21 protein-coding genes and 1 pseudogene are annotated in these 24,490 nt (G+C 73.0%); 14 read left to right on the top strand and 8 right to left on the bottom strand.

Going from position 1 to position 24,490, the window contains the following annotated elements; genetic code table 11:
- Positions 1-132 precede the first annotated feature (132 nt).
- From ABZ861_RS06560 to ABZ861_RS06535, 6 genes are all read left to right on the top strand, one after another.
- Positions 133-1,299 carry a S1 family peptidase gene (locus tag ABZ861_RS06560; RefSeq protein WP_361624708.1) on the top strand — a complete coding sequence of 389 codons (1,167 nt, stop codon included), beginning with the start codon at positions 133-135 and terminating at the stop codon, positions 1,297-1,299.
- Between the two features lie 167 nt (positions 1,300-1,466).
- Complete coding sequence (locus ABZ861_RS06555; protein ID WP_361624705.1) at positions 1,467-2,432, top strand: hypothetical protein; 966 nt, start codon at positions 1,467-1,469, stop codon at positions 2,430-2,432.
- Between the two features lie 558 nt (positions 2,433-2,990).
- Complete coding sequence (locus ABZ861_RS06550) at positions 2,991-4,307, top strand: sugar ABC transporter substrate-binding protein (RefSeq protein WP_361624702.1); 1,317 nt, start codon at positions 2,991-2,993, stop codon at positions 4,305-4,307.
- Between the two features lie 5 nt (positions 4,308-4,312).
- Positions 4,313-5,305, top strand: a complete 993-nt coding sequence (locus tag ABZ861_RS06545) for a sugar ABC transporter permease (protein ID WP_361624699.1) — start codon at positions 4,313-4,315, stop codon at positions 5,303-5,305.
- Entirely contained in the window at positions 5,305-6,198 is an 894-nt protein-coding gene (locus tag ABZ861_RS06540) for a carbohydrate ABC transporter permease (protein WP_361624696.1), read from the top strand. Before ABZ861_RS06545 ends, ABZ861_RS06540 begins: the two co-directional genes overlap by 1 nt.
- A gap of 29 nt (positions 6,199-6,227) precedes the next feature.
- Complete coding sequence (locus tag ABZ861_RS06535; RefSeq protein ID WP_361624693.1) at positions 6,228-7,586, top strand: GH1 family beta-glucosidase; 1,359 nt, start codon at positions 6,228-6,230, stop codon at positions 7,584-7,586.
- A 270-nt stretch (positions 7,587-7,856) separates the two neighbouring features.
- Here ABZ861_RS06535 and ABZ861_RS06530 read toward each other — a convergent pair whose 3' ends face one another.
- A complete protein-coding gene (locus tag ABZ861_RS06530) occupies positions 7,857-8,732 on the bottom strand; it encodes a CDP-alcohol phosphatidyltransferase family protein (RefSeq protein ID WP_361624690.1) in 876 nt (291 codons plus the stop codon).
- Between the two features lie 111 nt (positions 8,733-8,843).
- Between ABZ861_RS06530 and ABZ861_RS06525 the strand changes: the two genes are divergently transcribed.
- The 5 genes from ABZ861_RS06525 to ABZ861_RS06505 all read left to right on the top strand — a co-directional run bounded on the left by ABZ861_RS06525 (position 8,844) and on the right by ABZ861_RS06505 (position 13,992).
- Positions 8,844-9,830, top strand: a complete 987-nt coding sequence (locus ABZ861_RS06525; RefSeq protein WP_361624687.1) for a zinc-binding alcohol dehydrogenase — start codon at positions 8,844-8,846, stop codon at positions 9,828-9,830.
- Positions 9,831-9,946: 116 nt separating this feature from the next.
- The gene (locus tag ABZ861_RS06520; RefSeq protein ID WP_361624684.1) at positions 9,947-10,345 is read left to right on the top strand and encodes a 6-carboxytetrahydropterin synthase; all 399 of its coding nucleotides are present in this window, start codon (positions 9,947-9,949) and stop codon (positions 10,343-10,345) included.
- A gap of 38 nt (positions 10,346-10,383) precedes the next feature.
- Positions 10,384-11,526, top strand: a complete 1,143-nt coding sequence (locus tag ABZ861_RS06515; protein WP_361625323.1) for a glycosyltransferase family 4 protein — start codon at positions 10,384-10,386, stop codon at positions 11,524-11,526.
- A gap of 61 nt (positions 11,527-11,587) precedes the next feature.
- A complete protein-coding gene (locus ABZ861_RS06510) occupies positions 11,588-12,613 on the top strand; it encodes a methyltransferase domain-containing protein (protein ID WP_361624681.1) in 1,026 nt (341 codons plus the stop codon).
- A complete protein-coding gene (locus ABZ861_RS06505; RefSeq protein ID WP_361624678.1) occupies positions 12,610-13,992 on the top strand; it encodes a lysylphosphatidylglycerol synthase transmembrane domain-containing protein in 1,383 nt (460 codons plus the stop codon). Before ABZ861_RS06510 ends, ABZ861_RS06505 begins: the two co-directional genes overlap by 4 nt.
- Here ABZ861_RS06505 and ABZ861_RS06500 read toward each other — a convergent pair.
- Positions 13,875-14,633: pseudogene (locus ABZ861_RS06500) on the bottom strand (creatininase family protein); the annotation flags it as partial. The gene ABZ861_RS06505 and the pseudogene ABZ861_RS06500 overlap by 118 nt on opposite strands.
- Positions 14,634-14,671: 38 nt before the next feature.
- Between ABZ861_RS06500 and ribA the strand changes: the two are divergent.
- Positions 14,672-15,331: a GTP cyclohydrolase II gene (ribA, locus tag ABZ861_RS06495; protein WP_361624675.1), complete on the top strand. Its 660-nt coding sequence runs from the start codon at positions 14,672-14,674 to the stop codon at positions 15,329-15,331.
- A 291-nt stretch (positions 15,332-15,622) separates the two neighbouring features.
- Positions 15,623-16,084, top strand: coding sequence for a PPOX class F420-dependent oxidoreductase (locus ABZ861_RS06490; protein ID WP_361624672.1), 462 nt, complete (start codon positions 15,623-15,625; stop codon positions 16,082-16,084).
- Between the two features lie 135 nt (positions 16,085-16,219).
- Here the strand turns inward: ABZ861_RS06490 and ABZ861_RS06485 are convergent, their stop codons facing one another.
- Genes ABZ861_RS06485 through tal form a run of 6 tightly spaced genes read right to left on the bottom strand, consistent with a single transcriptional unit; the run spans position 16,220 to position 23,160 of the window.
- On the bottom strand, positions 16,220-16,813 hold the full coding sequence (locus ABZ861_RS06485; protein WP_361624669.1) for a histidine phosphatase family protein: 594 nt from the start codon (positions 16,811-16,813) through the stop codon (positions 16,220-16,222).
- Positions 16,814-16,819: 6 nt separating this feature from the next.
- Positions 16,820-17,713: a phosphogluconate dehydrogenase (NAD(+)-dependent, decarboxylating) gene (gnd, locus tag ABZ861_RS06480; protein WP_361624666.1), complete on the bottom strand. Its 894-nt coding sequence runs from the start codon at positions 17,711-17,713 to the stop codon at positions 16,820-16,822.
- 6 nt (positions 17,714-17,719) lie between these two features.
- A complete protein-coding gene (gene pgi / locus ABZ861_RS06475) occupies positions 17,720-19,360 on the bottom strand; it encodes a glucose-6-phosphate isomerase (protein WP_361624663.1) in 1,641 nt (546 codons plus the stop codon).
- A 1-nt stretch (position 19,361) separates the two neighbouring features.
- Positions 19,362-20,288 carry a glucose-6-phosphate dehydrogenase assembly protein OpcA gene (opcA, locus tag ABZ861_RS06470; RefSeq protein ID WP_361624660.1) on the bottom strand — a complete coding sequence of 309 codons (927 nt, stop codon included), beginning with the start codon at positions 20,286-20,288 and terminating at the stop codon, positions 19,362-19,364.
- Complete coding sequence (gene zwf / locus ABZ861_RS06465; protein ID WP_361624657.1) at positions 20,285-21,994, bottom strand: glucose-6-phosphate dehydrogenase; 1,710 nt, start codon at positions 21,992-21,994, stop codon at positions 20,285-20,287. Before zwf ends, opcA begins: the two co-directional genes overlap by 4 nt.
- The gene (tal, locus tag ABZ861_RS06460; RefSeq protein ID WP_361624654.1) at positions 21,991-23,160 is read right to left on the bottom strand and encodes a transaldolase; all 1,170 of its coding nucleotides are present in this window, start codon (positions 23,158-23,160) and stop codon (positions 21,991-21,993) included. The genes zwf and tal overlap by 4 nt, the downstream gene beginning before the upstream one ends.
- A gap of 336 nt (positions 23,161-23,496) precedes the next feature.
- Between tal and ABZ861_RS06455 the strand changes: the two genes are divergently transcribed.
- Entirely contained in the window at positions 23,497-24,426 is a 930-nt protein-coding gene (locus ABZ861_RS06455) for an AraC family transcriptional regulator (RefSeq protein WP_361624651.1), read from the top strand.
- Positions 24,427-24,490 lie beyond the last annotated feature (64 nt).

Raw genomic sequence — 24,490 nt, 5'->3', positions numbered from 1 at the left:
CTGCATTGGCATGGACCTGACGCGGTTGACGCCGCTACGGTTTTCACGCGCTCTCTTGTGAGAGCGCTCTCACCATGTGTGCCCTTCCGCTCCATCCCCCCACTGTCATCGGAACGAAGAAAGGCAACGCTCATGAGACGCAGGACAGTTCTGCCTGCCGGCCTGTCGGCGGCGCTGTTGCTCGGCTCCGCCGTCGCGGGCCTGAGCGGCGGTCAGGCCACCGCCGCCACCCCGGGCGCCGACGGTTCGCACTCCGCCGCCAAGGCCCAGGCGTCCGCACCTCTGCTCGCGGCCCTCCAGCGCGACCTGCACCTGACGCCCGCCCAGGCCGCCACGCGTCTTCGGGCGGAGACGGCGGCGCGGTCCGTGGACAAGGCCGCCCGCAAGGCCGCGGGCGCCGCGTACGGCGGTTCCTGGTTCGACGCCAAGCGCGGCACGCTGGTCGTCGGGCTCACCGGCGAGGCGCGGCGCGCCGCCGTCGAGGCCACGGGCGCCACGGTCACCCGTGTGGCCCACTCCGAGCGCCAACTCGACTCCGCCAAGGCCAAGCTGGACGCCGGGTCGGCGCCCCGGGGCATCGGCGGCTGGGCCGTCGACCCGCGCTCCAGTTCGCTCACCGTCACGGTGGTCGCCGCGCGCAAGAGCGATAACGACGTCAAGCGCTTCCTGGACCGCGCCCGCAGCCTCGGTCCGGTCTCCGTGCGCGAGACGAACCGGGCGCCGAGCACCCTCGCCGCCGGGACCGTCGGCGGAGACCCGTACTACACCGGCAACGTCCGCTGCTCCATCGGCTTCTCGGTGTACGGCGGCTTCGTCACCGCCGGGCACTGCGGTCAGCCGGGCATGGGCGTGAGCGGCTGGGACCACTCGTACATCGGCAACTTCCAGGGCTCCTCGTTCCCCGACAACGACTACGCGTGGGTCAACGTGGGCAGCGGCTGGTGGACCGTGCCGGTCGTGCTCGGCTGGGGGACCGTCTCCGACCAACTGGTGCGCGGCTCGGGCGAGGCGCCCATCGGCGCGTCGATCTGCCGCTCGGGCTCGACCTCGCACTGGCACTGCGGCACGGTCGTCGGCAAGAACGAGACCGTCAACTACAGCCAGGGCGCGGTGCACGAGCTGACCCACACCAACGTGTGCGCCGAACCCGGCGACTCCGGCGGCTCGTTCATCAGCGGTGACCAGGCCCAGGGCGTCACGTCCGGCGGTTGGGGCAACTGCTCCTCCGGCGGCGAGACGTGGTACCAGCCGGTGAACGAGATCCTGAACCGGTACGGGCTCAGGCTGCACACCGCCTGAGCCGTCGCCGCCCCCGTACGCCGAGTCGGGTGCTCCGTGGCGTGTCGGCAGAACCGTGCCGGCACGCCACGCACACGGTCGGTCGTCCGGTGGTCCCGGCCGTCGCCGACGACTTGGCCCCACTCCCGTTGACGCGTGGGCGGACGCCAGGCGGACATGCTGTCCGCATGGTTTCGCTCACGCACACGGTGGTCGTCGCACCCGTCCCGTTCGCCTGGCTCGTCGACACCCTCGCCGTGGTCCGCTCCGTGGTCGAGGAGAGCCGGGCGGAGGGGGAGCGGCTGGTCCTGCCGGACGGCCAGGCGGTTCCCGGGATCCTGCTGCGCCGTGGACGGCACCTCCGGCCCGGCGCCGTCTACCGGCTCTCGGACTCGGCAGCCGACGACTCGGCAGCCGACGACGCGGCAGGCGACGAGGCGGAGCCCGGCGAGCGGCCCAAGGACGCGGAGCACGCGGGCTACGCGGATCACGTGGATCACGGAGAGCGCGCAGGCCACGCCGGTCGCCCAGGCCGCGTGGGCAACATCTCCAGGGTGAGTACGGCAAGTACGGTGAGCGTCGCCGACGCCGCCCCCGTCGCGGACACGGTCGACGTGCGGATCGAGGAGTGGGACCGCCGACGTGCCGTCCGGCTCGCGGTCTCCGTCGCCTCGGACGGCGGAGGCGTGGAAGTGGACGCCGTTCTGAAAAGCCCCGACCGTCCCCGACTGGCCGAAGTCGACTGGCGGTCGCGGATCGACGAGGCGCCCCTCGGGTTCTCCCGGCTGAAGGGGAGCGCCCGGCTGCGGCTCGACGACTGGTGGGCCGCGGCGGACGCCGGTCGCGCCACCCGTCTCTCCCCGGCCACGGCACGTGTGGACCACCGCTGGGCTCGGGCGACGGCGCGCGCGGCGCCCCGGCCGAGCCATGACGGCGCCGCCGTCGGCTGGGAGGTGCGCGTCACCGTCTCCCTGCGCGGTCGCGGGCTCGCGCGACCGCTGGCGGCGGTCCTGCTCGGCGTGGCCGGCCGGTGGATACGCCGCTCCTTCGTCCGCGCCCTGGACGACCTGGCCGCGAACTGGAACACCGAGGTGCCCAGCCTCCTGGCGATGGGGGAGGACGAGTTGAGGGTCGCGCGCACGGCCGCACAGTGAAGGGGATGCACAGCACACGGCGCCGCTTCACCGTCCTCGCTGACTGGCCGTCATAAACACTCGGCTGAGGCTGAGGCTGAGGCTGCGGCTGCCTCGCCGGTCGCCTCCGCCCCTCCCGCACACCGACGTTCGGCGGACACCCGTCTCCAAGAGGTGAACGCACTCCCCGCCCGCACACCCTCACACACCCTCCCGCCGCGTCAACCCCTCTTGTCACAAACCCCGTTGGGCATCGCATCCTCACCCACCCCCTGCCTGCCCGCCGAGACCCAACCGTTGCACAGCCCGCGCGCCCCGGACCGCCGCCGTCCCCTCCCGCCCCGCCCCAGGTCAGCCGCCTTCCCTCGGCGGACCTCTCGCACCGCCACGGCGCCGCTCGCTGCCGGCGCCCGATTCCGCCGTGCCGGATCCCTTGACGAACCCCCGCGCCAGCGTTTAACTCACGTCCTAAATTAAGTCATGAGGTAGTCCTTCGAAAGTCGAACGCATTCCGTGCGCACCGACGTCAGGGCGGTACTCCTCGGACTTCTCGACTCCCGGAAAGGGACACCAGGAGCCATGCGCAGCATCCGAGCCGCAGCCGTAGGCGCCGTCACCATGTCTCTCGCCCTTGCCGCCTCGGCCTGCGGAGGCGGTTCGTCGACCGGTGGCGGGTCCAACGACTCCCCGAAGACGCTCACTTACTGGGCCTCCAACCAGGGCGCCAGCATCGAGGCCGACAAGAAGGTCCTCCAGCCCGAACTGGACAAGTTCCAGAAGCAGTCCGGGATCAAGGTGAAGCTGGAGGTCGTGCCGTGGTCGGATCTGCTGAACCGGATCCTGACCGCGACCACCTCCGGGCAGGGACCTGACGTCCTCAACATCGGCAACACCTGGAGCGCGTCGCTCCAGGCCACCGGCGCGCTGCTGCCGTGGGACGCGGAGAACTTCGGCAAGATCGGCGGCAGAAGCCGGTTCGTCGACTCCGCCCTCGGCTCCACCGGCGTGCAGGGCCAGGACCCGGCGGCCGTGCCGCTGTACTCGATGGCGTACGCGCTCTACTACAACAAGAAGATCTTCGCCGACGCGGGCATCTCCCAGCCCCCGGCCACCTGGGCCGAACTGGTCGCCGACGGCAAGAAGATCCAGGCCAAGGGCAAGCAGGCGCTGGGCGCCGAGGGCGCCAACGTCTCGGAGAACATCCACCACACCTTCGTCTTCGCCAAGCAGCACGGCGCCGACTTCTTCACCGCCGACGGCAAGCCCGACTTCGCCAACGACGGCGCGGTCGCCGCCGTCAAGCAGTACGTCGACCTGATGGCCAAGGACAAGGTCATCCCGCAGGGCAACGCCGAGTACGCGCAGAACCAGTCCGTCAGCGACTTCGCCAAGGGGAAGACGGCGATGCTGATGTGGCAGACCGCCTCCGCCAACCTCGCGTCCCAGGGCATGAGCGAGGACGCCTACGGAGTCGCGCCCGTGCCCGTGCAGTCCGGCGCCCCCGGCACCGGAAACCAGGTCGACTCGATGGTCGCGGGCATCAACATGGCCGTCTTCAAGAACAGCCACAACATCGACGGCGCCACGTCCTTCGTGAAGTTCATGACCGGCGACGACGAGCAGCGCATCCTCAACAAGGCGTACAGCACCATCCCGCCGGTCCAGGCCGCGCAGAGCGACCCCGCCTTCAACGGCCAGGCCACCGCCGTCCTCAAGCACACCCTCGCCACCAGCGCGGCCGCGCTGCCGCAGGTCGCCGCGGAGTCCGAGTTCGAGACGACCGTCGGCACCGCCGTCAAGGAGCTGTTCGCCGACGCCGCGGCCGGCCGCCCGGTGACCGACGCGTCGGTGAAGGCGAAGCTCCAGAAGGCCCAGCAGCAGATGCCGGCGAAGTGAGCGCAGTGACCAGCACCGTTCCCACGGACGCGGGCGCACGGCCCGCGTCCGCGCAGCCCCCCGGGGCGGCGCCGGCGCCGCGCCGCCGCCCCGGGCGGCTGCGCCGCGCCTCCCTGCCGTACCTGCTGCTCCTGCCCGCACTCCTCCTCGAACTCCTGGTCCACCTCGTGCCGATGGTGATCGGCGTGGTGGCGAGCTTCAAGGAGCTGACCCAGTTCTACCTCCGCGACTGGAGCAGCGCGCCCTGGTCCGGCTTCGACAACTACCGCGTGGCGGTGGACTTCCACGCGCCCGTCGGCGAGGCCCTGCTGCACTCCTTCTTCGTCACCGTCGGCTTCACCCTGTTCTCCGTGGCGCTGTGCTGGCTGATCGGCACCGCCGCCGCGGTCTGCATGCAGGACGCCTTCCGCGGACGCGGCCTGCTGCGCGCCCTGTTCCTGGTGCCGTACGCGCTGCCCGTCTACGCGGCCGTCATCACCTGGGTGTTCATGTTCCAGCACGACAACGGCCTGGTGAACCACGTCCTGCACGACCAGTTGCACCTCACCGACCAGCCCTCGTTCTGGCTCATCGGCGACAACAGCTTCGTCGCGCTGCTGACCGTCTCGGTGTGGAAGGGCTGGCCGTTCGCCTTCCTCATCGTGATGGCCGGACTGCAGAACATCCCCAGCGAGCTGTACGAGGCCGCCGCGCTCGACGGCGCCGGCATGTGGCAGCAGATCCGCCGGATCACCCTGCCGTCGCTGCGCCCGGTCAACCAGGTGCTGGTGCTGGTGCTGTTCCTGTGGACGTTCAACGACTTCAACACGCCGTACGTCCTGTTCGGCCGGGCCGCGCCGGAGTCCGCGGACCTCATCTCCGTCCACATCTACCAAGCGTCCTTCGTGAGCTGGAACTTCGGCGCCGGCTCGGCGATGTCCGTCCTGCTGCTGCTGTTCCTGCTGGTCGTCACCGGCGGCTATCTGGCGCTCACCTCGCGCGGACGGAGGGCCGCCTGATGTCCAGCACGCTCCGCCCCCGCCTGGGGCCGCGCACCGTCCCGGCGTCCCCGACCGCGCCGCCGCGCTCCTTCCTGTGGACCCGGCGGATCTTCCTCACCCTGCTCGCCGGCTTCGTCCTGGTGCCCGTCTACGTGATGGTCTCCAGCTCGCTGAAGCCGCTGGCCGACGTCAGCGGCAGCTTCCGCTGGCTGCCCAGCGGCCTGACCGTCCGCCCGTACATCGACATCTGGTCGACCGTCCCGCTCGCGACGTACTTCGTGAACTCGCTGATCGTGGCGGGCGCGGCGACGGTCTGCTCGGTGGTCATCGCGGTCTTCGCGGCGTACGCCGTCAGCCGTTACTCCTTCCGCGGCAAGCGGGTCTTCACCGTCACCGTGCTGTCCACCCAGATGTTCCCCGGCATCCTCTTCCTGCTCCCGCTGTTCCTGCTCTACGTCAACATCGGCAACGCCACCGGCATCGCCCTGTTCGGCAGCCGCGGCGGTCTGATCCTGACGTACCTCACGTTCTCGCTGCCGTTCTCGATCTGGATGCTGATCGGCTACTTCGACTCGGTGCCGCGCGACCTGGACGAGGCCGCCCTGGTCGACGGGTGCGGGCCGCTCGGCGCGCTGCTGCGCGTCGTCGTGCCCGCCGCGGTCCCCGGCATCGTCGCCGTCGCCGTGTACGCCTTCATGACCGCCTGGGGCGAGGTGCTCTTCGCCTCCGTCATGACCAACGACGCCACCCGCACGCTCGCGGTGGGCCTCCAGGGCTACTCCACGCTCAACAACGTCTACTGGAACCAGATCATGGCCGCCTCGCTCGTCGTCAGCGTGCCCGTGGTCGCCGGCTTCCTGCTGCTCCAGCGCTATCTCGTCGCCGGGCTGACGGCGGGAGCCGTCAAGTGACCGGCCGCCCCCACTCCGAAGGGACCCCCGTGACCATCGACCTCGCCGCGCTCCCGCACGACTTCCTGTGGGGCACCGCCACCTCGGCGTACCAGATCGAGGGCGCCGTCGCCGAGGACGGCCGCTCGCCGTCCATCTGGGACACCTTCTCCCACACCCCGGGGAAGATCGACAACGACGACCACGGCGACACGGCCTGCGACCACTACCACCGCTGGCCCGAGGACATCGAGCTGATGCGCCGACTGGGCGTGAACGCCTACCGCATGTCGGTCGCCTGGCCGCGCGTCAAGCCCGGCGGCGACGGCCCGGTCAACGCCAAGGGCCTCGCCTTCTACGACGAGTTGGTCGACCGTCTGCTGGAGGCGGGCATCACCCCCTCGGTCACCCTCTACCACTGGGACCTGCCGCAGGCGCTCCAGGACCGGGGCGGCTGGCCCGAGCGGGACACCGCCGAACTGCTCGCCGACTACGCCTCGGTGGTCGCCGAGCGCCTGGGAGACCGGGTCGGCTACTGGACCACCCTCAACGAGCCCTCGTGCTCGGCCTGGATCGGCCATCTGGAGGGCAAGATGGCCCCCGGCCTGACCGACCTGACCGCCGCGGTCCGCGCCTCCTACCATCTGCTGCTCGGTCATGGCCTCACCGTCGAGGCGGTCCGCGCCGCCGCCCCCGGCGCGCAGATCGGCCTCGTCAACAACCTCTCCACGGTGACCCCCGCCAGCGACCGCCCCGAGGACGCGGCGGCGGCCCGCCGTCACGACGGCCACGTCAACCGCTGGTGGCTGGACCCGATCCACGGCCGCGGCTTCCCCGCCGACATGCGCGAGGTCTACGGCGTCGACCTGCCCGAGCGGCCCGGCGACGCCGAGGCCATCGCCGCCCCGCTGGACTGGCTGGGACTGAACTACTACTTCCCCGCCACCGTCGCCGACGACCCCACGGGCCCGGCGCCCTACGCCCGCTTCGTGCGCAAGGACGGCGTGCCGCGCACCGGCATGGACTGGGAGATCGACGCGAGCGGCATCGAGACGCTGCTGCTGCGCCTCACCCACGAGTACGGCGCCCGCAAGATCCATGTCACCGAGAACGGCTCCGCCTTCCCGGACGCGGTCCGCCCCGACGGCACGGTCGACGACCCCGAGCGCCAGGACTACCTGGTCCGGCACCTGGCCGCCTGCGCCTCCGCCGCCCGCCAGGGCGCCCCGCTGGCCGGCTACTTCGCCTGGTCGCTGCTGGACAACTTCGAGTGGGCGTACGGCTACGACAAGCGCTTCGGCCTGGTCCACGTCGACTACCCGACCCAGGTCCGCACGATCAAGGGCAGCGGGCGCCGGTACGCGGAGATCGTCCGCGAGCACCGGGAGCAGGGGCGCAAGGCCGCCTGACCTCTCCGACCCGCGGTGGGCGCGAGTGCAGGAGCCCGCGCCCGCCGCGGTTCCACCTCGGGCGGCCCCGCTGGGCGACTCTCCGCGCCCCCGCCGGGCGCCTCATCCCGGCCTCACCGGGCGCCCCTCCGCGGCCTCACCGGGTATCTCGCCCCGGCCTCACCGGGTGCCTCACCGCGGTCCCGCCGGGCGGCCACCGTCCCGACGGGACTGACAGCCCGTCAGGCATAGCTCGTACGCCGCGCGCTGGGGCCGCCAGGACCGCTGCCGTCAGGCCGCCCGCGCCGCGGCCACGCGCTCCTCGGCGCGGACCGTCTCGCGCACCGGCGCCCGGGGGAGCGCCGCCCGCTCGGCCGCGGCGACGCGAGCCCGCGCGCTGCGCCGCAGCCACAGCACGTCCCGCCCGAACGACCACACCAGCAGCGCCAGCGCCAGCAGCACCACGCCCAGGCTGCCCGCGTGCGGCAGCAGACCGGCGGCCGCCAGCAGGAGCAGGACGCCCTGGAAGGCGGCCACCGTCTTGCGGGCCGTGCTCGGCGGCAGCGCCGCGGTCAGCCACGGCCAGAGCCGCGCCGCCGCGACGAAGCCGTAGCGCATGCCGCCGATCAGCAGCACCCACGGCCCCAGGTGCACCGCCACATACACGCTGAGCACCAGGATCAGGAACGCGTCGACCTCCATGTCGAAGCGGGCGCCCAGCTCCGTGGACGTGCCGGTGCGGCGCGCCACCTTGCCGTCGACGCCGTCCAGGACCAGTGCGAGGGCTGTCAGGCCCACCAGCACCGGGACCGGCGCCGCGTTCTGGAACGAGTCCGCGACCAACGCCGTCACCGCGCCCACGACGGCGGCCCGGCCCAGGGTCACCCGGTTGGCCGCGCCGAGGGAGCGAAGCCCCGACCGGTGCAGCGCCCGGGAGAGCAGCGCCCAGGAGACGACCGCGAAGACCGAACCGGCCGTCCAGCCCGCCGGCCCCATGCCCGTCGCCGGGCCGAGCACGGCCAGCAACAGGATCTGAACGGCCGTCCCGACGGCGATCTCCTGCTGGACCGGCCCAGGTCCCGCGGCCGGACTGCCGCCCGCGCCGCTGATGCGCCGAAGGGTCCGGGGGAGCAACTCCCCGGCGTCGTACATGTCGTTCAGGGCCACCGTTCAGCCTCCGGCCGAGTGACAGAGTCGATCAACGCCGCGTACCTTGCTGCGCGGCCTGTGCACATCTCCGTACGCAGACAGCTTCCCGATCGTTCAGGAGGACGCCCGATGAACAGCTCCGCCCGCGCCTTCTGGCTCCGTACGCCCGGCCAGGGCGAGATCCGCGACGTGAGCCTGACGGAACCCGGCGAGGGGGAGGTCGTCGTCCGCACCCTGTACTCGGGGGTCAGCCGGGGCACGGAGACCCTCGTGTTCGGCGGCGCGGTGCCCGTCAGCCAGCACGCCGCCATGCGGGCGCCGTTCCAGGACGGCGACTTCCCCGGACCGGTGAAGTACGGCTACCTCAACGTGGGAGTGGTCGAGGAGGGCCCCCGGGAGCTGACGGGGCGGACGGTGTTCTGCCTCTACCCGCACCAGACCCGCTACGTCGTCCCCGCCGCCGCCGTCACCCCCGTGCCGGAGGCGGTGCCCGCCGGGCGGGCCGTGCTCGCCGGCGCCGTGGAGACCGCCGTGAACGCCCTGTGGGACGCGGGGCCCCTGGTCGGGGACCGGATCGCCGTGGTCGGCGGCGGCATGATCGGCTGCTCGGTGACCGCGCTGCTCGCCCGCTTCCCCGGCGTGCGCGTCCAGCTCGTGGACACCGATCCCCGCCGCGCCGAGGTGGCCGGCGCGCTCGGCGCCGACTTCGCCCGTCCGGACGAGGCGCTGGGCGGATGCGACCTCGTCGTCCACGCCAGCGCCACCGAGCAGGGCCTGGCCCGCTCCCTGGAACTGCTCCGCCCCGAAGGCGCCGTCTGCGAACTGAGCTGGTACGGCGACCGCCCGGTGTCCCTCCCGCTCGGCGAGGTCTTCCACTCCCGCCGGCTGGCCATCCGCGGCAGCCAGGTCGGCACGGTCTCCCCGGCACGCGGCCACCGGACGCACGCCCAACGCCTCGCCCTCGCCCTCGACTTGCTCGCTGACCCCCGACTGGACGCCCTGATCACCGGGGAGTCCGCCTTCGAGGAGCTGCCCGGCCTCATGCCGCGCCTCGCCTCCGGAGCGACCCCGGCCCTGTGCCACCGCATCCGGTACGACGGCACGGGGGCTGCCTGACCTGAGAAAAGAGTGAGGGACGGCTGAACGACGGGAACCGATGAGCCGTACTATCCGGCATCCCCCGGCGGACACCGGCGGGGGACCGTGAGGCGCCGCACCCGGAGGACCGTCCGTTGTTCAGTGTCACCGTCCGTGATCACATCATGATCGCCCACAGTTTCCACGGCGAGGTGTTCGGCCCCGCACAGCGGCTGCACGGGGCCACGTTCCTCGTGGACGCCGCCTTCCGGCGCGAGCAGCTCGACGAGGACAACATCGTCGTCGACATCGGACTGGCCGCCCAGGAGCTGGGCGCCGTCGTCAGCGAGCTGAACTACCGCAACCTCGACAGCGAACCCGACTTCGCCGGGATCAACACCTCCACGGAGTACCTCGCCAAGGTCATCGCCGACCGGCTCGCCGAGCGCGTCCACAAGGGCGCCCTGGGCGAGGGCGCCAAGGGACTGGCGGGCCTCACCGTCACCCTGCACGAGTCGCACGTGGCCTGGGCGAGTTACGAGCGCGCCCTGTGACCGGCGCCGCGCGCACCGCCGACCCCGCTCTCCCGTATCTGCCCGCGCGTCGCACGAGTCCCCACCACGTCGGGATCGCCCCCATGTCCCTGCGCACCGTGCACTTCGTCCTGCCGGGCGGCGTCGACGACCCGGCCGTCCCCAGCGGCGGCAACGCCTACGACCGGCGGGTCGGCTTCGACCTGCCGGCCTTCGGCTGGCAGGTGCGACCGCACGCCGTGCCCGGCGACTGGCCCCGGCCCGGGAAGGCCGCCCGCGCCGAACTGGCCCGCGTCCTGCGGGAGTCGTCCGACGGCGCGGTGGTCCTGCTGGACGGCCTTGTCGCCTGCGGCGTGCCCGAGATCGTCGTGCCCGAGGCCGAACGGCTGCGCATGGCCGTCCTGGTGCACCTCCCGCTCGCCGACGAGACCGGCCTCGACGCCGCCGTCGCCGCCGAACTGGACGCCCGGGAGCGGGAGGTGCTGCGCGCGGTCCCCGCCGTCGTCGCCACCAGCGACTGGGCCGCCCGCCGCCTCGTCTCCCACCACGGGCTGCGTCCCGACCGCGTGCACACCGCCGCTCCCGGCGCCGACATCGCGCCCCTCGCCCCGGGCACCGACGGCGTCTCCCGGCTGCTGTGCGTCGCCGCCGTGACCCCGCGCAAGGGGCAGCACCGGCTGGTGGAGGCGCTGGCCGCGGCCGCCGACCTGCCGTGGAGCTGCGTCTGCGTCGGCGGCTTGACCCAGGACCCCGCCTACGTCTCCGAGGTCCGCGACCTGATCGCCCGGCACGGCCTGCGGGACCGCTTCCGCCTCGCCGGGCCGCAGGCCGGGGCCGACCTCGACGCCAGCTACGCCGCCGCCGACCTGATGGTCCTCGCCTCCAGCGCCGAGACCTACGGCATGGCGGTCACCGAGGCCCTGGCGTGCGGCGTTCCCGTACTGGCCTCGGACGTCGGGGGCGTCCCCGAGGCGGTCGGCCGCGCCCCCGGCGGAGACGTGCCCGGCATCCTCGTCCCGCCGCACGACCCGGCCGCCCTGACCGCCGCACTGCGCGGCTGGTTCGGCGAGCCGGAGGCGCGCCGCCGCCTGAAGGCGGCCGCCCGCGGCCGACGCGCCGCCCTCGGCGGCTGGGCGGCCACGGCCCGCAGCCTGGCCGTCGTCCTCGGCCGCCTGCCGGGGGAACCGAGGAGGGCGGCATGACGACCGCGACCAGCGGCTCTCAGGACGCGACCAGCAGCTCTCAGGAAAGGACGGCCAGGCCATGACGGAACCCGCCTCGTCCGCACCCGCCTTGGCCGCGCGCCGCGCCGGGCAGGGCGACTCAGCCGCCTCGGGCCCGCGCCCGGCGCCCGGCCCGGCCGAACGCGCCGGCGCCGTGATCCCCGGCGCCGGTCCCGCCGCCGGACCGGGGGAGCGGGCCACCGTGCGCCTGCGGGCGGACGCCCCCGAGGAGCCGCTCCGGTACGCGCCGGAGTGGCTGCGACTGCGCGAGTCGGCCGACGCGGCGGCACGGGCCGTGGACGCGCTCAGCGCGCTGCGCGCCCGGCTGGCCTCGGCGCCGCCGCACGGCGGGCTCGTCGTGCACGACCTCGGCTGCGGCACCGGCTCGATGGGCCGCTGGCTCGCTCCTCGCCTGGACGGGCCCCAGCACTGGATCCTGCACGACCGCGACCCCTACCTGCTCCACTTCGCCGCCGCGGGCGCCGCCCGCACGGCCGCGGACGGCAGCGGCGTCACGGTGGAGACCCGGCGCGGCGACCTGGCCCGGCTGACCCCGGACGCCCTGTCCGGCGCCTCCCTGGTGACGGCGTCCGCGCTGCTGGACGTGCTCACCCGCGCCGACGTCGCCGCCCTCGCCGCCGCCTGCGCCGGAGCGCGCTGCCCGGCGCTGCTGACCCTGTCGGTGGCGGGCCGCGTCGACCTCGCCCCGGCCGATCCGCTGGACGCCGAGATCACCGAGGCGTTCAACGCCCATCAGCGCCGCAACGGGCTGCTCGGTCCGGACGCGGCGGCCGTGGCCGCCGAGGAGTTCGCCGCGCACGGCGTCGTCGTCGAGGTGCACCCGAGCCCCTGGCGCCTCGGCCCTGACGAGCGCGAACTGACCGCTCAGTGGCTGCGCGGCCGGGTCGCAGCGGCCGTCGAGCAGCGCCCCGGCCTCGGGCCGCGCGCCGACCGCTGGCTCGCCGAGCGCCTGGCGGCCTGTGCGGCGGGCGAGTTGCACGCGGTCGTCCACCACGACGACCTGCTGGCGCTGCCCCCGATCGAGGACGCGGGTGACGCCGTATGAGCGTGCCGACGATGGACACGCGGGCGCTGGACGCCCCGGCGGTGGACGCGCGGGCCGTGGGCGTGCGGGCGGTGGACGTGCGGGCGGTGGACGCTCGGGCCGTGGACGTCGAGACGGTGGACGCTCGGGTGCTGGACGCCGAGGAGTTCGCCGTACGGGCCGTGGAGGCGCAGGCCGTGGACGGGTGCGCGGTGGGCGGCGCCGGGGTCGGCGGCCTGGCCGCGCGCGCCGGCGGCGCCTCCGGGGCCGCCGCACCGGCCTCACCGCGCGTCCCCCGCCGTTCCGGCGCGCTGCGGGCCCACGCGGGAACCGCCGCCGGGGCCCTGATCCTCGCCGTGCTGCTGTGGCGGCTGGGCACCGGGGTCTTCCTCGACGGGCTGCGCCGGATCGACGCGCCCACCCTCGCCGCGGCCGTCGCGATCGGGGTCCTCACCACCGTGTGCAGCGCCTGGCGCTGGCAGCTCGTCGCCCGCGGCCTGGGCGTCCGCCTGCCGCTCGCGCCGGCCGTGGCCGACTACTACCGGGCGCTGTTCCTGAACGCGGCCCTGCCCGGCGGAGTCCTGGGCGACGTGCACCGGGCGGTGCGCCACGGGCGGAGCACCGGAGACATGAGCCGGGGCGTGCGAGCCGTGGTCCTGGAACGGGTCGCCGGGCAGATCGCGCTCACGGTCACCGGCGCCGCCGTCCTGCTGACCCTGCCCTCTCCCGTCCGCGCCCAGGTGCGGCATCTCGCGCCGCTCGCCGCGCTGTCGGCCGTCGGCGCGCTCGCCGTCGTGCTCGCGCTGCATATGAACGGCACGGCGTCCTCCCCCCGGGGGCGCGCTCTGCGCCGGGCGCTCGGCGAGGCGCGCGAAGGGCTGCTGTCGCGGCGCAACGGGCCGGGCGTCGCCCTCTCCAGCGCCGTCGTGCTCGCCGGACACGTCGCGACGTTCGTGCTCGCCGCCCGTACTGTGGGCGCCCCCGCCTCCGCGACCGCGCTGCTGCCGCTGGCGGTGCTGGCGCTGGCCGCCATGGGCCTGCCGCTGAACGTCGGCGGCTTCGGGCCCCGGGAAGGGGTGACCGCGTGGGCGTTCGGCGCCGCCGGGATCGGCGCGAGCACCGGCGTGTCCGTCGCGGTGGTCTACGGCGTGCTCGCGCTCGCCGCGAGCCTGCCCGGCGCACTCGTCCTGGCCGCCCGGGGCCCCGGCGACCGCGCCGGGACCCGCACGGGCCGGGGCGAGGAACCCGGTCACCGCCCCGGCGCGCGCCCGCCGGCCGGGTCTTCCGCCGTGAGCAGCGAGAAACACGCCGCGAAGGAGTCCGTGAGGCTCGCCAGCAGTTCCTCCCCCTTCTCCGGGGACCCCAGGGAAGGGCGCCCGATGACACCCGACTCGGTATAGGCGGACATCCCGGAGGTCAGCAGATGGCGGCGGTCGTCCGCGACGAAGTCCGCGGAGGCGTATCCGTCTCTGACCCATTCGGGCCGCACTCGCAGCAGAATGGAGGTCTCGATTTCCCCCGCGTGCATGTCGGTGAGCAACGAGGTGCGCACCCCGGCCCGTTGCCGGGCCGTCTCCCAGTCCTCCGCGGCCGGGAACAGCGCCATGCGCTCACCGCGCGCGGAGGACTCCTGCACCGCGTTGCCGAGCACGTAGTTGCCGCCGTGGCCGTTGACGAGCGCCAACGCCTCGACGCCGGACCGGCGCAGCGAGTCCGCGATGTCCCGCACCATCGAATGAAGGGTCACGGAAGAGATGCTGACCGTCCCCGGCCAGGCCGCGTGCTCGTGCGAGCAGGAGATCGTCACCGGCGGAAGCAACTGCACCGGGTACGCGTCCGCGATCCGGCGGGCGAGGGCGCAGGCGACCATCGTGTCGGTGGCCAACGGCATGTACGGACCGTGCTGTTCGAAACTCCCCACCGGCAGCACCGCGACTCGCACCGGGCGGTCCGCCGCCCGGTCACGCACGTCCTCCGTGGTGTCCGGCGGCAGCAGATCGCCCGGACCGGGCGCCGTCGGCAGATCTTCCGAACCGTTCATCGTTTCCCGGCCTTTCGTCTCTGCTTAGGATCCAGATCATGACAGAAGACCTCGGCGCACTCGGCGAGAAGTCCCCTCGGCGCATCGGTGTGGAACGCGTCGTGAACGCGCCGCTGCCCACCGTGTACGGCGCGTTCCAGGCGATCGGCTACCTGGACCACGACCGCGGCGACGAGCAAGTGGCCCTGGTGCACGGGGACATCGGTGCCGAGCGTGTGCTGGTGCGACTGCACTCGGAATGCCTGACCGGCGACGCCTTCGGCTCCCAGCACTGCGAGTGCGGCGACCAGCTCGCCGCGGCGCTGCGTGCGGTGGTCGCCGAAGGCAGCGGCGTGGTCGTGTACTTGAGGGGGCACGAGGGCCGGGGCATCGGACTGCTCGCCAAGCTGCGCGCGATGGCGCTCCAGGCGGAGGGCCTGGACACGGTGGAGGCCAACCTCGCCCTCGGTCTGCCCGTCGACGCCCGCGACTACGGCGCCGCCGCGGGCATCCTGCGGGACCTGGGGGTGCGCTCGGTGCGCCTGATGTCCAACAACCCGCGCAAACGCGAGGCGTTGGTGAGCCACGGCGTGCAGGTGGCCGAGCAGGTGCCGCTGCTGATCCCGCCGTGCGAGAGCAACATCACCTATCTGCGCACCAAGCGGGAGCGGATGGACCACCACCTGCCCCACCTGGACGCGGTGGCCCATCTGTCCTGAGCCGACGGGGCCCGGCCGCGGCACCAGCCCGCGACGGCTCGTGCGGCGGCCGCGCCGACCGCGTCAGCCGCGCTGGCCGTCTCGGCCGTCTCGGCTCCGGGCGGCGCCGCGGGGACTGCCGGCGGCGCCGCGGGGACCGCCGGGGGCGGGGCCGGGCGAAGGCTGCGGTGCGGACGCCCCGCGCGGAGGGCGCCCGCCCGGTGACGCGACGTCCCGGCCCGCGCACCAGGACCGTACGGGCGGCGGACGGCCGGGGGAATGCCCGGCGCCTTCGCGACGGTTGACGCGACTATGACTGAGATCACACCGGGCGATCCGGCGCCGGAAGCACTGCTCGCCCTGCTCGCCGAGGGGCACGACGGGACCCTGGTCACCCTCAAGCGCGACGGCCGGCCGCAGCTCTCCAACGTCAGCCACGCCTACGACCCGGACGCGCGCGTCATCCGCGTCTCCATCACCGACGACCGCGCCAAGACCCGGAACCTGCGCAGGGACCCGAGGGCCTCCTACCACGTCACCACGCCGGACCGCTGGGCCTACACGGTCGCCGAGGGCGCCGCGGAACTCTCCCCGGTCGCCCGCGACCCGCACGACGCGACCGTGGACGAACTGGTCCGCCTCTACCGCGACGTCCTGGGCGAGCACCCGGACTGGGAGGAGTACCGCGCCGCCATGGTCAGCGATGGGCGGCTGGTGCTGCGGCTGAGGGTGGAGCGGGCGTACGGCATCCCCAAGGCGGCCGAGAAGAAGTGACCTCCGCCTCCGAAGGCCGCCCTCAGTGGCCGCCGGAGCACACGGCGAGGTTCCACGGCCGCGGCGGGGCGGACGGCGCCCCGGCACGGCGGCGGCCCGGAGCGCCGTCGCGGCGCTCCGGGCCGGGAGGCGGGGTCAGGACCGCGCGTTCCACTGCGCGATCACCGGGCTGCCGTGCTCCGTCGACAGCCGGCTGACCGTGCCGGTGGCGAGCTGGAACAGGCGTCCGTGCGCGGGCGGCAGGCCCAGCCGGCGGGCGGTGAGGACCCGGAGGAAGTGGCCGTGCGCCACCAGCACGACGTCGTCCTCGTCGTGCGCGAGCGTCGCGCCGAGCCGGTCGAGCACCCGGTCCGCGCGCCGGCCGACCTGCTCCGGCGACTCGCCGGGCAGTCCGTCCCGGCCCGGCGGCGTCCCGTCGGTCCACAGGTCCCAGTCGGGGCGGCTGCGGTGTATCTCGTCGGTGGTCACGCCCTCGTAGCCGCCGTAGTCCCACTCGTGCAGGTCGGGGTCCTGCTCGGCGCCGTGCAGTCCCGCCAGCTCGGCGGTGCGCACGGCGCGGCCGAGCGGGCTGGTGAGCACCCGCGCGTAGGTCCGGCCGGACAGCAGGGGAGCGAGCGCCTTGGCCTGCTCCTCGCCGTGCCGGGTGAGGGGCAGGTCGGTGAACCCGGTGTGCTGCCCGGACAGGCTCCACTCCGTCTCGCCGTGGCGGACCAGGAGAAGGTCCCCCACGGCGGCTCAGACCCCCTTCGCCGACTCGACGGCGTGGCCGCCGAACTGGTTGCGCAGCGCGGCGACCATCTTCATCTGCGGCGAGTCCTCCTGACGGGAGGCGAACCGCGCGAACAGCGAGGCCGTGATCGCGGGCAGCGGCACCGCGTTGTCGATCGCCGCCTCCACCGTCCAGCGGCCCTCGCCCGAGTCCTCCGCGTAGCCGCGCAGCTTGTCCAGGTGCTCGTCGTCGTCGAGCGCGTTGACGGCGAGGTCGAGCAGCCAGGAGCGGATGACGGTGCCCTCCTGCCAGGAGCGGAAGACCTCGCGGACGTTGTCCACGAAGTCGACCTTCTCCAGCAGCTCCCAGCCCTCGGCGTACGCCTGCATCATCGCGTACTCGATGCCGTTGTGGACCATCTTCGCGAAGTGCCCGGCGCCCACCTTGCCCGCGTGCACGAACCCGTACGGGCCCTCCGGCTTGAGCGCGTCGAAGATCGGCTTGAGCTGCTCCACGTGCTCCTCGTCGCCGCCGACCATGAGCGCGTAGCCGTTCTCCAGGCCCCACACGCCGCCGGAGACGCCCGCGTCGACGAAGCCGACGCCCCGCGCGTGCAACTGCTTGGCGTGCCTCTCGTCGTCCGTCCAGCGGGAGTTGCCGCCGTCCACGACGAGGTCGCCCGGCTTGAGCAGGGTCGCGAGCTGGTCGATGACGTGCTGCGTGGGGCCGCCCGCCGGGACCATCACCCAGATCACCCGCGGGCCCTGGAGCCGGTCGACGAGATCGACCATGCTGGGCACGTCGGAGACCTCGGGATTGCGGTCGTAGCCGACGACTTCATGGCCGGCGTTGCGGAGGCGCTCCCGCATGTTGCCGCCCATCTTGCCGAGGCCGATCAGGCCCATCTGCGTCGCTGCCATGTCAGTTCACTTCCTGAGTGTGCGGTACGCGGCCACGAGGGCGGCGGTGGACGAGTCGAGACCGGGCGCCTCGGCGCCCTCGGTCAGGGCGGGTTCGAGCCGCTTGGCCAGCACTTTGCCGAGTTCCACGCCCCACTGGTCGAAGGAGTCGATGTTCCAGACCGCCCCTTGGACGAACACCTTGTGCTCGTACAAGGCGACCAACTGGCCGAGCACCGAAGGGGTCAGCTCGGTCGCCAGGACGGTGGTGGTGGGGTGGTCGCCCAGGAAGGTGCGGTGCGGGACCTGCTCCTCGGGCACGCCCTCGGCGCGCACCTCCTCGGGCGTCTTGCCGAAGGCCAGCGCCTGCGTCTGCGCGAAGAAGTTGGCCATCAGCAGGTCGTGCTGGTCCTTGAGGTCGCCGCTCAGCTCGGCCACCGGGTTGACGAACCCGACGAAGTCCGCCGGGATCAGCTTGGTGCCCTGGTGGATGAGCTGGTAGTAGGCGTGCTGCCCGTTGGTGCCGGGCGTGCCCCACACCACCGGACCGGTCTGCCAGCGCACGGGCTCGCCGTCGCGCTGCACCGACTTGCCGTTGGACTCCATGTCCAACTGCTGGAGATAGGCGGTGAACTTCGACAGGTAGTGCGAGTACGGCAGCACCGCGTGCGTCTGCGCGTCGAAGAAGTCGCCGTACCAGATGCCCAGCAGGCCCAGGATCAACGGGGCGTTGGCCTCGGCGGGGGCGTTGCGGAAGTGGTCGTCGACGATGCGGAAGCCGTCCAGCATCTCCCGGAAGCGGTCCGGGCCGATCGCGATCATCAGCGACAGGCCGATCGCGGAGTCGTAGGAGTACCGGCCGCCGACCCAGTCCCAGAACCCGAACATGTTCGCCGTGTCGATGCCGAACTCGGAGACCTTCTCGGAGTTCGTGGACAGCGCCACGAAGTGCCGGGCGACCGCCTTGTCGTCGCCGCCCAGACCTGCCAGCAGCCAGTCGCGGGCCGAGGTCGCGTTCGTGATCGTCTCGATCGTGGTGAACGTCTTGGACGCGACGATGAACAGGGTCTCGGCCGGGTCCAGGTCACGGGTCGCCTCGTGCAGGTCGGCGCCGTCGACGTTGGAGACGAACCGCACGGTCAGGTCGCGGTCGGTGAAGGCGCGCAGCGCCTCGAAGGCCATCGCCGGGCCGAGGTCGGAGCCGCCGATGCCGATGTTGACGACGTTGCGGATCCGCTTGCCGGTGTGCCCGGTCCACTCGCCCGAGCGGACCCGGTCGGCGAACTCGCTCATCCGGTCGAGGACTTCGTGCACCTGGGGGACGACGTTCTCCCCGTCGACCTCGATCACCGCGTCCCTCGGGGCGCGCAGCGCGGTGTGCAGCACCGCGCGGTCCTCGGTGACGTTGATCTTCTCGCCGCGGAACATCGCGTCCCGCAGCCCGAACACGTCGGTGGCCTCCGCGAGTTCGCGCAGCAGGGCCATCGTGTCGTCGGTGATGAGCTGCTTGGAGTAGTCGATGCGCAGATCGCCGACGCGCACCGTGTAGCGCTCCGCGCGGGCGGGGTCCTGCGCGAACAGCTCACGCAGGGTCGACTTCCAGTGGGCGCGGTGGTCCTCCAGGGCGGTCCACTGCGGCCGTCGGGTGAGCAGGGGGGTGTCGGACATGTCAGACGGTCTCCTTGATGGGCTCGCCGCGCAGGGCGACGGCGTACATCTCGTCGGCGTCGAGGCGGCGCAGCTCCTCGGCGATGAGTTCGGAGGTGGGACGGATCTTGAGCGCGAGGGTGCGGGACGGCTGGCCGGGCAGGGTCAGCGTGGCCATCGGGCCCTCGGGCCGTTCGATGACGATCTCGCCGCCGGCGGTGCCCAGCCGTACGGCGGTCACGAACGGCCCCGGGCTGGCCACCCGGTCGACGTCGACGCCCAGCCGGGCGTGGAGCCAGCGGGCCAGCAGCTCCGCGCTCGGGTTCTCCGGCTCCGCCTCCACGGCCGCCGAGGTCACCTCCACCCGGGCCTGGTCCAGGGCCGCGGCGAGCATCGAGCGCCACAGGGTGAGCCGGGTCCAGGCGAGGTCGGTGTCCCCGGGCGCGTAGTGCCGGGCGCGGCTCTCCAGGACCTCCAGCGGGCGGTCGAAGGCGTACAGGTCGGTGATCCGGCGCTGGGCCAGCGCGCCGAGCGGGTCGGCGGCGGGATCGTCCGGCGCGTCCACCGGCCACCACACGACGACCGGCGCGTCCGGCAGCAGCAGCGGCAGCACCACCGAGTCGGCGTGGTCGGAGACGTCGCCGTAGGTGCGCAGCACGACCGTCTCGCCGGTGCCGGCCTCGGAGCCGACGCGGATCTCCGCGTCCAGGCGCGAGTGGGTGCGGTCGCGCAGGGTGCGCACATGCCGCTTGATCACGACCAGGGTGCGCGAGGGGTGCTCGCGCGAGGCGTCCTCGGCCGCCTTGAGCGCGTCGTAGGCGTTCTCCTCGTCCGTGACGATGACCATCGTCAGGACCATGCCCACGGCGGGCGTGCCGATGGCGCGGCGGCCCTCCACCAGCGCCTTGTTGATCTTGCTTGCCGTGGTGTCGGTCAGGTCGATCTTCATGGCCTGCGCCAGCTCCGTCCGTCTCGTGCGAGCATCTCGTCGGCTTCCCTCGGACCCCAGGTGCCCGACGGGTACTGGGCGGGTCTGCCGTGCTCGTCCCAGTAGCCCTCGATCGGGTCGAGGATCTTCCAGGACTCTTCCACTTCCTGGTGGCGGGGGAACAGGTTGGCGTCGCCGAGCAGCACGTCCAGGATGAGCCGCTCGTACGCCTCCGGGCTGGACTCGGTGAAGGACTCGCCGTAGGCGAAGTCCATCGAGACGTCCCGGATCTCCATCGAGGTGCCCGGCACCTTGGAGCCGAACCGGACCGTCATGCCCTCGTCGGGCTGGACGCGGATCACGATGGCGTTCTCGCCCAGCTCCTCCGTCGCCGTGGCGTCGAAGGGCGAGTGCGGGGCCCGCTTGAAGACCACCGCGATCTCGGTGACCCGGCGGCCCAGCCGCTTGCCGGTGCGCAGGTAGAAGGGGACGCCCGCCCAGCGGCGGTTGTCGATCTCCAGCTTCACGGCCGCGTAGGTGTCCGTCTTGGACGCGGCGTCGATGCCCTCCTCCTGGAGGTAGCCGGGCACCCGCTCGCCGCCCTGCCAGCCCTCCGCGTACTGCCCGCGCACGGTGTGGGCGCCCAGGTCCGCGGGAAGCCGCACCGACTTCAGGACCTTCAGCTTCTCGGTGAGCAGCGCCTCGGCGTCGAAGGCGAGGGGTTCCTCCATCGCGGTGAGCGCCATGAGCTGGAGCAGGTGGTTCTGGATGACGTCCCGGGCGGCGCCGATGCCGTCGTAGTACCCGGCCCGGCCGCCGATGCCGATGTCCTCGGCCATCGTGATCTGCACGTGGTCGACGTAGGACCGGTTCCAGATCGGCTCGTACATCGTGTTGGCGAAGCGCAGCGCCAGGATGTTCTGGACGGTCTCCTTGCCCAGGTAGTGGTCGATGCGGAAGACCTGGTCCGGGGCGAACACCTCGTGCACGATCCGGTTCAGCTCCCGGGCGCTGGCCAGGTCGTGGCCGAACGGCTTCTCGATGACCCCGCGCCGCCAGGCCCCCTCCGGGCCCTCCGCCAGGCCGTGCTTCTTGAGCTGCTGCACGACCTTGGGGAAGAACTTCGGCGGCACGGAGAGGTAGAAGGCGAAGTTGCCGCCGGTGCCGCGGGAGGAGTCCAGCTCGTCCACGGCCGCGCGGAGCTGCTTGAAGGCCGTGTCGTCGTCGAAGTCGCCGGGGACGAACCGCATGCCCTCGGCGAGCTGCTGCCAGACCTCCTCGCGGAACGGCGTGCGCGCGTGCTCCCTGACGGCGTCGTGCACGACCTGCGCGAAGTCCTGGTCCTCCCAGTCCCGCCGGGCGAAGCCGACGAGGGAGAAGCCCGGCGGCAGCAGGCCGCGGTTGGCCAGGTCGTACACGGCCGGCATCAGCTTCTTGCGGGACAGGTCGCCGGTGACGCCAAAGATGACGAGCCCGGACGGGCCCGCGATCCGCGGCAGCCGGCGGTCCATGGCGTCCCGCAGCGGATTCACCCATTCGGCGGCGGGGCCGCCCGGGGCCTGCACGTCGGACAGCGCGGCCAGGGCGGGCGCGTCCCCGGTCCGCGCCTCTTTGGCGGCCGGGGCCTCCGGGGAGGCGGCTTTGGCGGCCGGGGCCTCCGGGGAGGCGGCGTCCGAGACCGGACCCGGGGCTTCCTCGGCCGCCGGCTCAGCGGGCTTCTTGCTCATTCCGCGTCAACTCCCTTGCTGTTCAGCGACTTCGTGACCGCGTCGAGCAGTTCCTGCCAGGCCGCCTCGAACTTGGCGACGCCCTCGTCCTCGAGCTGCCGCACGACCTCGTCGTACGAGATCCCCAGCCGCTCGACGGCCGCCAGGTCGGCGCGGGCCTGTGCATAGCCGCCGGTCACCGTGTCGCCGGTGACGTCACCGTGGTCGGCGGCGGCCTTCAGCGTGCCCTCCGGCATGGTGTTCACCGTGCCGGGCGCGACCAGCTCGTCCACGTACAGGGTGTCCTTGTACGCCGGATCCTTCACCCCGGTCGACGCCCACAGGGGGCGCTGCGGGGTCGCGCCCGCCGCCGCCAGCGCGGCGAACCGCTCGCCGGGGGCGGTCGAGCCGTCCGCGGCGCCGAACACCTGCTCGTAGGCCGCGTAGGCCAGCCGCGCGTTCGCGAGGGCCGCCCGGCCCTTGAGCGCCAGGGCCTCGTCCGTGCCCAGCGCGGTCAGCCGCTTGTCGATCTCGCCGTCCACCCGGGAGACGAAGAAGGAGGCCACGGACTGGATCGTCGACAGGTCCAGGCCCGCGGCGCGCGCCTTCTCCAAGCCGGCCAGGTAGGCGTCCGTCACCTCGCGGTAGCGCTCCAGGGAGAAGATCAGCGTCACGTTGACACTGATACCCGCTCCGACGACCTCCGTGATCGCCGGCAGGCCCGCCCGGGTGGCCGGGATCTTGATCATCGTGTTGGGGCGGTCCACCAGCCAGGCGAGCTGCCGGGCCTCGGCGACCGTCGCCTCGGTGCGGTGCGCCAGGCGGGGGTCGACCTCGATGGAGACCCGGCCGTCCCGGCCGCCCGTCGCCTCGTGCACCGGGCGCAGCACGTCGGCGGCGGCGCGCACGTCGGCGGTGGTCATCATGCGCACGGCCTCCTCGACCGTGACGCCGCGCACCGCCAGGTCGGCGAGCTGCTCCTCGTAGCCCTCGCCGGAGCCGATGGCGGCCTGGAAGATCGAGGGGTTCGTGGTGACGCCCACGACGTGCTGGGTGCGCACCAGCTCGGCCAGGTTCCCCGAGTCGATGCGGCGCCGCGACAGGTCGTCCAGCCAGATCGACACGCCCTCCTCGGACAGGCGCTGGAGCGCTCCGGCGGTCGCGGTTGCTTCGGTCACAGTGATCATCTTCCTTGTCGGGGGCGGATCATGCGCGCGCGGCGGCCAGTGAGGCGCGGGCCGCGACGAGGTTCTCGGGGGTGAAGCCGGACTCGGCGAAGAGGGGCGCGGCGGTCGACGGCACTCCGGTCGGGGTCCGTCCCCTCGAAGCGGTCCGAGTTCCGCGCGCTCATCTTCAAGAAGTCCTTGCGGGAAGCGGAGATTCTGCCTGGCGCGTTCGAACTTAAAAGTCTGACTTTTTTCTCGGAAGGTCTCGGTGTGTCAGTCTGTGGTGAAAGTGGGACACAACCCAGGCGGGCGAGGGCTTCCGGCGGGTGAGCGAGGCGGTCCGAGAAGGAGAAGGACATGGCGGGCGCAGTCATCCAGGACGCGCGCGGCGACCGGAGCGGCGCGGCGAGCGGCGGCGACGGGACGGGCACGATCCGCACCTTCCCCTTCCCGGTCGATCTCAGCCTGCGCGGAGTCGGGCTTCAGGTCGGGCCCATGGGCACGGAGCACACCTGGCACGCCGAGGCGCCGCTGCACCGCGTCCACCGCATCGACTTCCATGTGATCATGCTGTTCAGCGAAGGCCCCGTACGGCACATGGTCGACTTCGCCGAGTACGAGGCCGCCGCCGGAGACCTGCTGTGGATCCGCCCCGGCCAGGTCCACCGCTTCTCCCGGGTCGACGAGTACCGCGGAACCGTCCTGACCATGCAGCCCGGCTTCCTGCCCCGCGCCACGGTCGAGGCGGCCGGCCTGTACCGCTACGACCTGCCGCCCCGGCTCCGCCCCGACCCGGCCCAGCGCGCCGCCCTGGCGTCCGCGCTCGCCCAACTGCGCCGCGAGTACGAGGACACCCAGACGCTGCCGCTCAGTCTGCACACCGCGGTGCTGCGCCACTCGCTCAGCGCGTTCCTGCTGCGCCTGGCCCACCTCGCCGCCCGTTCCGCGGAGGCGACGCGGCGGCCGGGCGACACCCCGTTCACCCTGTTCCGCGAGGCGGTCGAGAAGGGCTTCACCGCCAACCACAGCGTCAGCGCCTACGCCGACGCCCTCGGCTACTCCCGCCGCACCCTGGTCCGCGCGGTCCGCGCCGCCACCGGGGAGACCCCCAAGGGCTTCATCGACAAGCGGGTCGTGCTGGAGGCCAAGCGGCTGCTCGCCCACACCGACCTGCCGATCGGCCGGGTCGGCGCGGCGGTGGGCTTCCCGGACGCCGCCAATTTCTCGAAGTACTTCCATCTGCACACCGGTCAGACGCCGGTGCTCTTCCGCGCGGAGCTGCGCTGAGCGGTCCTTGTGACGGGCACGGGAAGGGCCCGCACACGGCGAAGGACCCCGCGTGTGCGGAGCC

The organism is Streptomyces sp. NPDC046985, assembly GCF_040644415.1.
Lineage (GTDB): Bacteria > Actinomycetota > Actinomycetes > Streptomycetales > Streptomycetaceae > Streptomyces.
The sequence above is the reverse complement of the archived record's forward strand: the minus strand, read 5'-3'. Positions and strand labels throughout refer to the sequence as shown.